The sequence below is a fragment of the Curtobacterium sp. NPDC087080 genome (assembly GCF_044745105.1).
Classification (GTDB): Bacteria; Actinomycetota; Actinomycetes; order Actinomycetales; family Microbacteriaceae; genus Curtobacterium.
The window spans coordinates 143,252-157,205 of record NZ_JBIUZP010000004.1; the positions used below are offsets into that span (position 1 = coordinate 143,252).

A 13,954-nucleotide genomic window follows, 5' to 3' on the forward strand; every position below is an offset into this window, starting at 1 on the left:
CTGACACCGAGGGGAATGCTCGGCGGGTGGCCGTGCTTATACACGCCATCGCCGAATCCGGTCAAGCCAGGACTGGACAGCGCGCGCCAGGGCGACCTATGATGACAGTTCGCGCTCCCTGGCATTCGTGTGTCGTCATATTGCGGTCGAACACGCGCCCTGGTGCAGCCGGTCCCGTATATGGCGGCGGGACCCGCTCACCGATCATCCCACAGGTCCCCGACGGTCGTTGCCGTCGTGCGTTCCGTGTCGGTGGTCCCGGGGTCGCGCCGAGCGATCAACCCACTCACCTACGTGCTGCTCGTCAGTACCGGCCCGACGGGGCCTACCGGAGGTCACACCCTTGGCTGCTGCGCCCAACGCATCCACCAACCCCAAGAACGGTCGCAACCACTCGCGACTCTCGTTCGCCAAGATCACGGACACCCTGACGGTGCCGGATCTGCTCGCCCTCCAGACGGAGAGCTTCGACTGGCTCGTCGGCAACGACGTCTGGAAGGCCCGCCTCGCCGAAGGGCAGGAGCAGGGTCGCACCGACCTCGCGCTGCACTCCGGCCTCGAGGAGATCTTCGAGGAGATCTCCCCGATCGAGGACCTCGGCGAGACCATGCAGCTCTCGTTCACGTCCCCGGAGCTCGAGGACCCGAAGTACTCCATCGACGAGTGCAAGGAACGTGGCAAGACCTACGCCGCGCCGCTGTACGTCAACGCCGAGTTCATGAACCACATGACCGGTGAGATCAAGACGCAGACCGTCTTCATGGGCGACTTCCCGCTCATGACCGAGCGCGGCACGTTCATCATCAACGGCACCGAGCGCGTCGTCGTCTCGCAGCTCGTCCGCTCGCCGGGCGTGTACTTCGAGCGCCAGCAGGAGAAGACCTCCGACAAGGACATCTACTCCGCACGCGTGATCCCGTCGCGTGGTGCGTGGCTCGAGTTCGAGATCGACAAGCGCGACCAGGTGGGCGTGCGCATCGACCGCAAGCGCAAGCAGTCCGTGACCGTCTTCCTCAAGGCCCTCGGCCTGACGAGCGAGGAGATCATGGAGGAGTTCCAGGGCTTCGCCTCGATCGAGTCGACCCTCGAGAAGGACGCCGTCCTCACGAAGGAAGAGGCGCTCAAGGACATCTACCGCAAGCTGCGTCCGGGCGAGCAGGTCGCCGCCGAGGCCGCGCGTGCGCTCCTCGACAACTTCTACTTCAACTCGAAGCGCTACGACCTCGCCAAGGTGGGTCGGTACAAGCTGAACCGCAAGCTCGGCATCGACGCGCAGCTCTCGGACTCGGTGCTGACCGTGCAGGACATCGTCCGCACCATCAAGTACCTCGTCTCGCTGCACGCCGAGAAGACCACGCTCGACGGTGTCCGCGACGGCGAGCCCGTCCAGCTGCGCCTCGACGTGGACGACATCGACCACTTCGGCAACCGTCGCATCCGCGCCGTCGGCGAGCTCATCCAGAACCAGGTCCGCACGGGTCTGTCCCGCATGGAGCGCGTCGTCCGCGAGCGCATGACCACGCAGGACATCGAGGCGATCACCCCGCAGACCCTGATCAACGTGCGACCCGTCGTCGCCGCGATCAAGGAGTTCTTCGGCACCTCGCAGCTGTCGCAGTTCATGGACCAGAACAACCCGCTCGCGGGTCTGACGCACAAGCGTCGCCTGTCGGCCCTCGGCCCGGGTGGTCTCTCCCGTGAGCGTGCCGGCGTCGAGGTCCGCGACGTCCACCCGTCGCACTACGGCCGCATGTGCCCGATCGAGACCCCGGAAGGCCCGAACATCGGCCTGATCGGTTCGCTCGCGTCGTTCGGTCGGATCAACTCGTTCGGCTTCATCGAGACGCCGTACCGCCGTGTCGTGAACGGTCAGGTCACCACGACCATCGACTACCTCACGGCGTCGGAGGAGGACGACTTCGTCGTCGCCCAGGCCAACGCGCCGCTGACCGACGACTTCCACTTCCAGGACGACAAGGTGCTCGTCCGGAAGAAGGGCGGCGAGGTCGAGCTCGTCGGCAAGGACGAGGTCGACTACATGGACGTCTCGCCGCGCCAGATGGTGTCGGTCGCGACCTCGCTCATCCCGTTCCTCGAGCACGACGACGCGAACCGCGCCCTCATGGGTGCGAACATGCAGCGTCAGGCCGTCCCGCTGCTCCGTTCCGAGTCGCCGCTCGTCGGCACCGGCATGGAGGGCTACACCGCCATCGACGCCGGTGACGTCGTCACCGCCGACAAGGCCGGTGTGGTCTCCGAGGTCTCGGCCGACGCCGTGACCCTGCAGCTCGACGAGGGCGGCACGCAGACCTACTACCTGCGCAAGTTCGACCGCTCGAACCAGGGCACGAGCTACAACCACCGCGTCATCGTCTCCGCAGGCGAGCGCGTGGAGCAGGGCGAGGTCATCGCCGACGGCCCCGCGACGGAGAACGGCGAGCTCGCGCTCGGCAAGAACCTCCTCGTCGCGTTCATGCCGTGGGAGGGCTACAACTACGAGGACGCGATGATCCTGTCGCAGAACCTCGTGAAGGACGACACGCTCTCCTCGATCCACATCGAGGAGTACGAGGTCGACGCCCGCGACACGAAGCTCGGCAAGGAGGAGATCACCCGCGACCTCCCGAACGTCAGCCCGGACCTCCTGGCCGACCTCGACGAGCGCGGCATCATCCGCATCGGTGCCGAGGTCCGCCCCGGCGACATCCTGGTCGGCAAGGTCACGCCGAAGGGCGAGACCGAGCTCTCCGCCGAGGAGCGCCTGCTCCGCGCGATCTTCAACGAGAAGTCGCGCGAGGTGCGCGACACCTCGCTGAAGGTGCCCCACGGTGAAGAGGGCACGATCATCGGCGTCAAGGTCTTCGACGCGCAGGACGGCGACGACGAGCTCGGCTCGGGCGTCAACCAGCGCGTGGTCGTCTACATCGCCCAGAAGCGCAAGATCACCGCGGGTGACAAGCTCGCCGGTCGTCACGGCAACAAGGGCGTCATCTCGACGATCCTGCCGGTCGAGGACATGCCGTTCCTCGCGGACGGCACCCCGGTCGACATCGTGCTCAACCCGCTCGGCGTCCCCGGCCGCATGAACTTCGGCCAGGTCCTCGAGATCCACCTCGGGTGGCTCGCGAAGCAGGGCTGGAACGTCGAGGGCATCCAGGAGTGGGCCTCGGCCCTGCCGGAGGCAGCGCACAGCGCGGCGCCCGGCACCAAGGTCGCCACCCCGGTGTTCGACGGTGCGTACGAGCGCGAGATCGAGGGCCTCCTCGACAGCACGCTCCCGAACCGCGACGGCGAGCGCCTGATCGGTTCGTCCGGCAAGGCGCAGCTCTTCGACGGCCGCTCCGGCGAGCCGTTCCCGGAGCCCGTCTCGGTCGGCTACATGTACATCCTCAAGCTGCACCACCTGGTCGACGACAAGATCCACGCTCGTTCGACCGGTCCGTACTCGATGATCACGCAGCAGCCGCTGGGTGGTAAGGCGCAGTTCGGTGGACAGCGGTTCGGTGAGATGGAGGTGTGGGCGCTCGAAGCGTACGGCGCCGCCTACGCCCTCCAGGAGCTCCTGACGATCAAGTCCGACGACATCCTCGGCCGCGTGAAGGTCTACGAGGCGATCGTCAAGGGCGAGAACATCCAGGAGCCCGGCATCCCCGAGTCGTTCAAGGTCCTCATGAAGGAGATGCAGTCGCTCTGCCTGAACGTCGAGGTCCTCTCGGCGGACGGCCAGGCGGTCAGCCTCCGCGACACGGACGACGAGGTCTTCCGTGCCGCTGAAGAGCTCGGCATCAACATCTCCTCGCGGTTCGAGTCGTCGTCCGTCGACGACATCTGAGCCGGCCCGTACCGAACACGTTTCGAACTCAGCAAGAGAGAAGAACATTGCTCGAAGCAACGTCATTTGACGCCATCCGGATCGGCCTCGCGACCGCCGAGGACATCCGTCAGTGGTCGTACGGCGAGGTCAAGAAGCCGGAGACCATCAACTACCGCACCCTGAAGCCCGAGAAGGACGGTCTGTTCGGCGAGCAGATCTTCGGTCCGTCCCGCGACTGGGAGTGCGCCTGCGGCAAGTACAAGCGTGTCCGCTTCAAGGGCATCGTCTGCGAGCGCTGCGGCGTCGAGGTCACCAAGTCCTCGGTCCGTCGTGAGCGCATGGGCCACATCGAGCTCGCCGCACCCGTCACGCACATCTGGTACTTCAAGGGCGTCCCGTCGCGCCTCGGGTACCTCCTCGACATGGCGCCGAAGGACCTCGAGAAGGTCATCTACTTCGCGGCGTACATGATCATCGACATCGATGAAGAGGGCCGTCACGCCGACATGCCCGGTCTCGAGAACGAGATGCGCCTCGAGATCAAGAACCTCGAGGGTCAGCGCGACTCGATCATCGCCGACCGCCTCAAGAAGCTCGAGGACGACCTCGCAGCGCTCGAGGAAGAGGGCGCCAAGGCCGACGTGAAGCGCCGGACCAAGGACACCGCCGAGAAGGAGATGTCCCAGGTCCGCAAGTCCTTCGACGAGGACATCACCCGCCTCGAGCGCGTGTGGGAGGACTTCCGCAACCTCAAGGTCGGTGACCTCAAGCCCGAGGACGCCGTGTTCCACGAGCTGCAGGACCGCTTCGGGATCTACTTCGACGCCTACATGGGCGCCGAGGCGATCAAGCTGCGGCTCGAGGCCTTCGACCTGGCCGCCGAGGCCGAGTCGCTGCGCCTGCAGATCGCCGAGGGCAAGGGTCAGAAGAAGATCCGCGCGATCAAGCGTCTGCGCGTCGTCAGCTCCTTCCTCGCCACCGGCAACTCGCCGGCCGCGATGGTGCTCGACGTCGTGCCGGTCATCCCGCCGGAGCTCCGCCCGATGGTGCAGCTCGACGGTGGCCGCTTCGCCACGTCGGACCTCAACGACCTCTACCGTCGTGTGATCAACCGCAACAACCGTCTCCGCCGCCTGCTCGACCTCGGTGCCCCCGAGATCATCGTGAACAACGAGAAGCGCATGCTGCAGGAAGCGGTCGACGCGCTGTTCGACAACGGTCGTCGTGGCCGCCCGGTCACGGGTACCGGCAACCGCGCCCTGAAGTCCCTGAGCGACATGCTCAAGGGAAAGCAGGGTCGTTTCCGCCAGAACCTGCTCGGCAAGCGCGTCGACTACTCGGGTCGTTCGGTCATCATCGTCGGCCCGCAGCTCAAGCTGCACCAGTGCGGTCTGCCGAAGCAGATGGCGCTCGAGCTGTTCAAGCCGTTCGTCATCAAGCGCCTCATCGACCTGTCGCACGCGCAGAACATCAAGTCGGCCAAGCGCATGGTCGAGCGTTCGCGTCCGCAGGTGTGGGACGTGCTCGAGGAGATCATCCGCGAGCGCCCCGTCCTGCTGAACCGTGCCCCGACGCTGCACCGTCTGGGCATCCAGGCGTTCGAGCCGCAGCTCGTCGAGGGCAAGGCCATCCAGCTCCACCCGCTCGTCTGTGCTGCGTTCAACGCGGACTTCGACGGTGACCAGATGGCCGTGCACCTGCCGCTGTCGGTCGAGGCCCAGGCCGAGGCCCGCATCCTGATGCTCGCCTCGAACAACATCCTCAAGCCGTCGGACGGCCGTCCGGTGACCCTGCCCGCACAGGACATGATCATCGGTCTGCACCACCTGACGACCGTCCGCGAGGGCGCGCTCGGCGAGGGCCGTGCGTTCTCGTCGGTCGCCGAGGCGATCCTGGCCAAGGACCAGAACACGCTGCACCTCAACGCGATGGTGAAGATCCGCATGTCGGGTGTCCACTTCGCCGAGGGCGAGGCACCGGAGGGCTACGAGGTCGGTCAGCCGATCCTCCTCGAGACCACCCTGGGCCGTGCGCTCTTCAACGAGACGCTGCCGGCGGACTACCCGTTCGTCCAGCGCGTCACCGACAAGGGCACCCTCTCCGCGATCGTCAACGACCTCGCCGAGCGCTACTCCAAGACCGAGACGGCCGCCGCGCTGGACCGGATCAAGGACGCGGGCTTCTACTGGGGCACGCGCTCCGGTGTGACCGTGGCGCTGTCGGACGTCGTGACGCCTCCTCGCAAGAAGGAGATCATCGCGGGCTACGAGGTCCAGGCCGCCAAGGTCCAGGGCGAGTTCGACAAGGGTCTGATCACCGACGCGGAGCGCCGCGCCGACCTGATCAAGATCTGGACCGAGGCCACGAACGAGATCGCGCAGGAGATGCGCGACAACTTCCCGGTCGACAACACCATCAACCGCATGGTCTCGTCGGGTGCTCGTGGTAACTGGCTGCAGGTGCGCAACATCGCCGGTATGCGTGGTCTGGTGAACAACCCGAAGGGTGAGATCATCGCCCGCCCGATCATCAACTCGTACCGCGAGGGCCTGACCGTGGCGGAGTACTTCATCGCCACGCACGGTGCCCGCAAGGGTCTGGCGGACACGGCTCTCCGTACCGCTGACTCGGGCTACCTGACCCGTCGTCTCGTGGACGTGTCGCAGGACGTCATCATCCGTGAGGACGACTGCGGGACGACCCGTGGCCTCGAGCTGCCGATCGCGACCAAGGGCGAGGACGGCAAGCTCGTCCGCGACCCGCGCGTCGAGAACACGGTGTACTCGCGCACCCTGGCCGTCGAGGCCGTGGACGCGAACGGCACCGTGGTCGCCGAGGCCGGTTCGGACGTCGGTGACGTCCTGCTGGACACGCTGCTCGAGGCGGGTGTCGAGAGCATCAAGGTGCGCTCGGTCCTGACCTGCGAGTCCGCCGTCGGTGTCTGCGCGAAGTGCTACGGCCGTTCGCTCGCCACGGGCAACCTCGTCGACATCGGCGAGGCGGTCGGCATCATCGCCGCCCAGTCCATCGGTGAGCCCGGTACCCAGCTGACGATGCGTACCTTCCACACGGGTGGTTCGGCCTCGGCCGACGACATCACGCAGGGTCTGCCCCGTGTGACCGAGCTCTTCGAGGCCCGCACCCCGAAGGGCGCGTCCCCGATCGCCGAGGCCCCCGGCCGCGTCACGATCGAGGACACGGACAAGGGGCGTCGGATCATCCTCACGCCGGACAACGGCGACGAGCCGTTCATCTACCCGGTGCTCAAGCGTGCGACCCTCCTCATCGAGGACGGCCAGCACGTCGAGCTCGGCGAGCAGTTCATCGCCGGCACGGTGGACCCGAAGGAGGTCCTCCGGGTCAAGGGTGTGCGCGAGGTCCAGAAGCACCTCGTCAACGGTGTGCAGGACGTGTACGGCTCGCAGGGTGTGCCGATCCACGACAAGCACATCGAGGTCATCGTCCGCCAGATGCTCCGCAAGGTCACCGTCGTCGACCACGGCGACACCGACCTGCTGCCGGGTGAGCTCGTCGACCGGTCGCGCTACAACGCGCTGAACCGTGCGGCGCTGCAGGAGGGTCGCAAGACCGCCTCGGCTCGCCAGGAGGTCATGGGCATCACGAAGGCGTCCCTCGCGACCGAGTCGTGGCTGTCCGCCGCGTCCTTCCAGGAGACCACCCGCGTCCTCACGCAGGCGGCCATGGAGGGCAAGCAGGACCACCTCGTCGGCCTCAAGGAGAACGTCATCATCGGTAAGCTCATCCCCGCCGGGACGGGCCTCAGCCGGTACCGTGACGTGGACGTCGCCGCGACCGAGGAAGCCAAGGCGGAGCGGTACCCCAACCGCATCTTCGCCGATGACTCCTCGTTCTCGGACGCCGACCTGAGCTTCGTCGACTTCGACAGCTTCTCGTCGGACGACTTCACGCCCGGGACCTACAACTGAGCCTGAGCTGAACCCGGAAGGCCCCCGCATCCTCGGATGCGGGGGCCTTCCTCGTCCCACCGGCCGGGACGGCGGACGGGAGGCCCGTGGCGGGCCCGCCACGGGCCTCCCGTCCGCCGTGTGGCACGGTCTCAGGCGGTGCGGCCCTTCTCGTCGACCAGCGAGTACAGGCTGAGGACGTTGCCGTCGGGGTCGCGGACGTCGAACCAGTCGACGGCGCCGTCGACGCACTCGACCGGGCCGACGTCGATGCCGAGCGAGCCGATGCGGGCGTGCTGCGACCGGACGTCGTCGACGCCGAAGCGGACGGCGGCGGGGCGCTGCTCGGCGTCCGCGGCGAGGAAGAGCTGCAGCCAGATGCCGCCGATCTCGTACTCGACCACGCCGTCCTCGGGCTCGAGGTCGGGGTCCGCCCGCTGGAACACGGCGCCGTACCAGAGGCAGGACGCCTCGATGTCGGAGACGGGGAGCCCCACGGTCACGCTCGTGATGTCCATGTCTCATCATGGCTCGGAGCGGTCCCGCACGTCGAGGGGTTCGTCGTGCACCGGCCGCCGACCCGTCGTGTCCCGCACGTTCCTGCACAGGCCTTCGCCGTCGCCTCGTCGTCCACCGGTCGTCATCCCGAGCCGCGCGCCGTCGTCGTGATCACGGAGCATCGACGCATGACGACCACCAGCCGGACCACTCGGTACCCGTCGGTACCCCAGCACTGGGGACACCCGCCACCCCGTCGCCCCCTCGTTGTGGGACTGCGGGGGTCGTGCCGGGCGGCCGTAGCGTGGACGGGCGCCGCGCCGCTGCGGAGCACACAACCACGACCCGGTCTCGACCCGAAGGAGGCCCCGGGACACATGGCCACCCTGTCCGAGATCCTCATCCTCAACGGCGCACTGCCGATCGAACACCTCGACTCCATGACCGGCGACGAGACGATCGACGAGCGCGCGATCCGGTCCCTGGTGGACCAGGGCGTCGTGAGCGAGGCGCAGTACATCACGGCGCGTGCGGCGTCGAACAACTCGCACACCGTCCCGCTGACCGACTACCCGGTCGACGGCACCGCCGTGTCGATGCTGCCCGCGGCGCTCTGCCGCCGGCACGGGGTGCTCGGCATCGGGTTCGAGGGCGAGACGCTCGTGCTCGCGATGGTGAACCCGTCGAACGTGCTCGCGATCGACGACGCCCGCACCGCCTCCGGTCGCGCGATCAAGCCGCTCCAGGTCGAGGAGCGCGACCTCGTCAGCGCCCTCGACCGGTACCTGCGGGCCGACGACGAGATGAACGACCTGACGTCGTCGCTCGAGGACCAGTCGGCTGCACAGACGCAGCAGCAGGTGGACCTGACCGACGGTGCACTCGACGACGTCCCGATCGTCCGCTTCGTCAACCTGCTCGTGTCGCAGGCGATCCAGGACCACGCGTCCGACATCCACATCGAGCCGGGCGAGCACGAGGTCCGGGTGCGATACCGCATCGACGGCGTGCTGCACGAGATGGCCCCGGCGCCGAAGAACATCCAGAACGGCGTGATCAGCCGGCTCAAGATCATGAGCGACATCGACATCGCCGAGCGTCGGAAGCCGCAGGACGGCCGGATGTCGGTGCGCCACGGTGGCCGGCAGATCGACCTGCGCGTGGCGACGCTGCCCACGGTGTGGGGCGAGAAGGTCGTCATGCGCATCCTCGACAACACGAACACGTCGCTGACGCTCAAGGACCTCAACCTGCTCGAGCAGAACTTCCAGGCGTACCAGCGGTCCTACTCGAAGCCGTACGGCATGATCCTGGTCACCGGCCCCACCGGTTCGGGCAAGTCCACCACGCTGTACACGACGCTCAACGCGGTCGCGAAGCCCGAGATCAACGTCATCACCGTCGAGGATCCGGTCGAGTACCGGATGGCCGGCATCAACCAGGTGCAGGTGAACCCGAAGGCCGGCCTGACCTTCGCGTCCGCGCTGCGCTCGATCCTGCGCTCCGACCCCGACGTGGTGCTCCTCGGCGAGATCCGCGACCACGAGACGGCGCAGATCGCGATCGAGGCCTCGCTCACCGGTCACCTGGTGCTCTCGACCCTGCACACGAACGACGCGCCGTCGGCCGTCACCCGCCTGACCGAGATGGACATCGAGCCGTTCCTGGTCGGGTCCGCACTCGACTCGGTGGTCGCCCAGCGTCTGGCCCGCCGGCTCTGCGACCGGTGCAAGGCCCCCGCGGTGTACGAGGCCGAGCAGCTGCACGCGCTCGGGTTCCTCGACCGTGCGGACGCGGCCGTGCCGGAGTTCTTCGCGCCGATCGGCTGCGCCGTCTGCTCGAACACCGGGTACCGCGGCCGCATCGCCCTGCACGAGGTCATGACCGTCACCGAGGAGATCGAGCGGCTCGCCGTCGCACGGGCCTCGAGCGCCGAGATCAGCCGCGTCGCCCAGCAGCAGGGCATGCTGACGCTCCGACAGGACGGGTGGGAGAAGGTCAAGCTCGGCATGACCAGCGTCGACGAGATCCTGCGCGTGGTCGCGTAGTCCCGGGAGCACGAGGACGATGAACGAATCGGTGTACGACATCGAGGCCGGCGACGACCCCGTCGCCGGATGGCACCCGGGGACCCCGGGCAACGAGGTCGGCGGTCGTCGGGCTGCACGGCTCGCGGCTGCTGCTGCGGCTGCGGCGGCGTCGGCCTCCTCGGCGCCGTCGGGCACGTCGGCCGACGACCGGCCGAGCGTGCCGACGTCGAGCAACGCCGTCTACGACCTGTCGGCCGAGCCCGACTGGGGTGCTCCGACGGCGTGGAGCCCGGCACCGCCGGCCACGGCGGGGTCGGTTCCGGCGAGCACCGGTGTGGCGGCCGGTGCGGGGTCGTGGCCACCGCCCGCCGGCGACCCCGTCGCCGTCCCGGTCGCGCAGCCGCAGGCCGCGCCGGCCACGCCCCCGGCCGCCGTCCCACCGTCGACCGCGGCGTACGGGTACGCGGGATCGGTGACCGAGCACCTGCCGGTGGTACCCGCGGTGGCGACCACGAGCCTCCAGGCCGTCCCGGCGACGACCGGTCACGCGGTCGACCCCGCGTCGCACCCCGAGATCGGCTTCACCCGCCACGCTCGCGAGGTCGCCGACGCCGACCTCATCACGGCGCTCTCGCAGGTCGTGTACCAGGGCGCCTCGGACCTCCACGTCACCGCCGACGCGCCGCCGACCGTGCGGGTCGACGGCTCGCTGCGTCCCGCGGTCCCGGGGGGTCCGTGGGCACGCAACAAGGTGATCGCCGCACTGAAGACGCTGCTCACCCCCGAGCAGGCCGGCCAGTTCGACCACGAGCAGGAGCTCGACTTCGCGTACTCGCTGTCGCCGGAGTTCCGCTTCCGCGTGAACTACTACCAGCAGCGCGGCAACTGGGGCGCGGCGTTCCGCATCATCCCGACGAAGATCAAGACGCTCAAGCAGCTCGGCATCCCGCAGCACGTGGGGGAGTTCGCGAAGCTGCCCCGCGGGCTCGTCCTCGTCACCGGACCGACCGGATCCGGCAAGTCGACCACCCTCGCCGCGCTCATCGACCTGGTCAACGAGACCCGTGCCGACCACATCGTGACGGTCGAGGACCCGATCGAGTTCATGCACGACCACAAGAAGGCGATCATCAACCAGCGCGAGGTCGGTGCGGACACGCACTCGTTCGCCGCCGCGCTGAAGCACGTGCTGCGACAGGACCCCGACGTCATCCTGATCGGCGAGCTCCGCGACCTCGAGACCATCTCCGTCGCACTGACCGCCGCCGAGACCGGCCACCTCGTCTTCGCGACGCTGCACACGCAGAGCGCTCCCGGCACCATCGACCGTGTGATCGACGTGTTCCCGCCGCACCAGCAGGGGCAGATCCGCACCCAGCTCGCGGCGACGCTCGAGGGGGTCGTCTGCCAGACCCTCGTGCCGAAGGCGAACGGGTCGGGCCGTGTCGTCGCCACCGAGATCATGAAGACGACGCCCGCGATCGCGAACCTGGTGCGCGAGGGCAAGACCTACCAGATCACCTCGGCGATGCAGGCCGGCCGTGACGCCGGGATGCACACGATGGACCAGGACCTCGCCGAGCTCGTCAACGTCGGCACCGTCACCCGCGCCGCCGCGATGGAGAAGGTGCACGACGAGGACGGCTTCGACCGGCTCGTGCAGCGCGTCGAGTCGCCGTCCGACTCGTCCGCAGCGGCGATCGCCGCGTCGGAGATCGACTTCGGCGACAAGTACTCCGGAGGGCACTGATGTCACTCGCGTTCGACTACCGGGGCCGTGACGGCGCCGGCAAGCTCGTCAAGGGTCGGCTCGACGCTGCGTCCGAGGGGGCGGTCGTGCAGCGGCTCCGCACGATGGGTGTCTCGCCGATCGCGATCACCGAGGCGAAGCCCGGCACCGGGCTGCAGACCGAGATCAAGATCCCGGGGTTCGAGAAGGGCGTCGGGCTCAAGGACCTCGCGATCACGGCGCGGCAGGCCGCCACGATGCTGAGCTCGGGGCTCTCACTGCTCCGGACGCTGAGCATCCTGGCCGAGCAGACGCAGTCGACCAAGCTGCGCGGCATCCTCGAGAAGGTCCGCGACGACGTCGAACGCGGTGTGGCGCTCTCCGACGCCGTCGCGAAGTACCCGGTCGACTTCCCGCCGATCATGATCAACATGATCCGGGCGGGGGAGACCGGCGGCTTCCTCGACCAGGCGATGGCGTCGATCGCGACGAACTTCGAGAAGGAGCAGAAGCTCAAGACGACCATCAAGTCGGCGATGACCTACCCGGTGGTCGTGCTCGTCATGTCGCTGCTCAGCGTGGTCATCATGCTGGTCTTCATCGTCCCGATCTTCCAGAAGATGTTCGAGGGGCTCGGTGGTGAACTTCCGCTGCCGACACAGATCCTCGTCAGCCTGTCGGCCTCGATGGTCTACATCGGACCTGTCCTCGCCGTCGCGATCATCGCGTTCGTCCTCTGGTGGCGTGCGAGGAAGAACACGGACGCGGTCCGGTCGTTCTTCGACCCGCTGAAACTGCGGCTGCCGGTGTTCGGCAAGCTCAACAAGAAGATCGTGATCGCGCGGTTCTCGCGGAACTTCTCGAACATGATCGGCGCCGGCGTACCCATTCTCCAGGCATTGCAGATAACCGGAGAAGTCTCCGGCAACATCGTCGTGCAACGTGCACTGGAACGCGTTGCAGAATCGGTTCGGAAAGGCAGTTCCATCGCTGATCCGTTGTCCGCGGAGACGGTCTTCCCGTCGATGGTGTCGCAGATGGTCGCCGTGGGTGAGGATGCGGGGTCCATGGAGATCATGCTCGAGAAGATCGCGGACTTCTACGATGAGGAGGTCACCGCCACCACCGAGGCGCTGACGTCGCTCATCGAGCCGCTGCTCATCGCCTTCCTCGGCGTCGTCGTGGGCGGCATGATCATCGCGTTGTACATGCCGATCTTCCAGATCTCGTCCGTCATCCAGCAGTCCGGTTGATCGCGCGCCCCTCGTCCGAGGGGAGACCGTGTGCATTCTGCCCCCGGTACTGGGGGCATTTTGCTGCGCCGATCACCCCCGTTCTCGGGATTATGCCGAGAATCCGCCCTGCATACAGTTGAGCAGGCGGCAGGGCACTGCTCCCGAACGCAATCCCACCCCATTTCCGAAGGAACGGAACAACAATGTACTTCGCTCTCATGGGCAAGCTCGAAGCTCGCCGCAAGGGACTGCTGGAGCAGAACGACAAGGGCTTCACCCTGATCGAACTCCTGGTGGTCGTCATCATCATCGGCATCCTCGCGGCCATCGCGATCCCGGTGTACCTCGGCATCCAGTCGAGCTCGAAGGACGCGGGCGTGAAGTCCGACCTGACGAACGCGAAGACCGCGGTCATCGCGTACTACACGGACAACCCGAACCCCTCTGCTGCCCCCGCACTCGCGACGGACCCGCTCGGCAAGTACGGCTTCCCCTCGAACACGACTCAGACGATCACCTTCGCGAAGGCCTACGCGTCCGGGGCGTTCTGCTTGAAGGCCGACGCGCCGAGTGACACGGCGAAGAAGTTCTGGGTCACCGATTCCAGCTCGGTACAGGGCCCGACTGCTACCGCACCCGCCGGCTGCAGCTGAGCAATGTGAAGAGAGGGGGAGCGAGCCGACATCCTGTCGGCTCGCTCCCCCTCAGCTCGAGGACGACGA

7 protein-coding genes are annotated in these 13,954 nt (G+C 67.5%); 6 read left to right on the forward strand and 1 reads right to left on the reverse strand.

All coding sequences use genetic code 11. The features are described from left to right. The first annotated feature begins 343 nt into the window (after positions 1 to 343). Both rpoB and rpoC read left to right on the forward strand, forming a co-directional pair. On the forward strand, positions 344 to 3,832 hold the full coding sequence (gene rpoB / locus ACIPEQ_RS12175) for a DNA-directed RNA polymerase subunit beta (RefSeq protein ID WP_066657077.1): 3,489 nt from the start codon (positions 344 to 346) through the stop codon (positions 3,830 to 3,832). 47 nt (positions 3,833 to 3,879) lie between these two features. After that, positions 3,880 to 7,761, forward strand: a complete 3,882-nt coding sequence (gene rpoC, locus ACIPEQ_RS12180; protein WP_402715376.1) for a DNA-directed RNA polymerase subunit beta' — start codon at positions 3,880 to 3,882, stop codon at positions 7,759 to 7,761. Positions 7,762 to 7,892: 131 nt separating this feature from the next. On the opposite strand, the gene ACIPEQ_RS12185 is transcribed toward rpoC, so the two are convergent. Further along, entirely contained in the window at positions 7,893 to 8,258 is a 366-nt protein-coding gene (locus ACIPEQ_RS12185; protein WP_126892208.1) for a VOC family protein, read from the reverse strand. Positions 8,259 to 8,615: 357 nt separating this feature from the next. On the opposite strand from ACIPEQ_RS12185, the gene ACIPEQ_RS12190 reads away from it, so the two are divergent. From ACIPEQ_RS12190 to ACIPEQ_RS12205, 4 genes are all read left to right on the forward strand, one after another. Then, positions 8,616 to 10,286 (forward strand): ATPase, T2SS/T4P/T4SS family, encoded by a 1,671-nt coding sequence (locus tag ACIPEQ_RS12190; RefSeq protein WP_250366270.1) that lies wholly within the window; start codon positions 8,616 to 8,618, stop codon positions 10,284 to 10,286. A gap of 19 nt (positions 10,287 to 10,305) precedes the next feature. Continuing rightward, positions 10,306 to 12,018 (forward strand): PilT/PilU family type 4a pilus ATPase, encoded by a 1,713-nt coding sequence (locus ACIPEQ_RS12195; RefSeq protein ID WP_402715377.1) that lies wholly within the window; start codon positions 10,306 to 10,308, stop codon positions 12,016 to 12,018. Next, the gene (locus tag ACIPEQ_RS12200) at positions 12,018 to 13,250 is read left to right on the forward strand and encodes a type II secretion system F family protein (RefSeq protein WP_250366269.1); all 1,233 of its coding nucleotides are present in this window, start codon (positions 12,018 to 12,020) and stop codon (positions 13,248 to 13,250) included. Before ACIPEQ_RS12195 ends, ACIPEQ_RS12200 begins: the two co-directional genes overlap by 1 nt. Before the next feature lie 185 nt (positions 13,251 to 13,435). Continuing rightward, positions 13,436 to 13,885, forward strand: a complete 450-nt coding sequence (locus ACIPEQ_RS12205; protein ID WP_374109341.1) for a type IV pilin protein — start codon at positions 13,436 to 13,438, stop codon at positions 13,883 to 13,885. Positions 13,886 to 13,954: the final 69 nt, after the last annotated feature.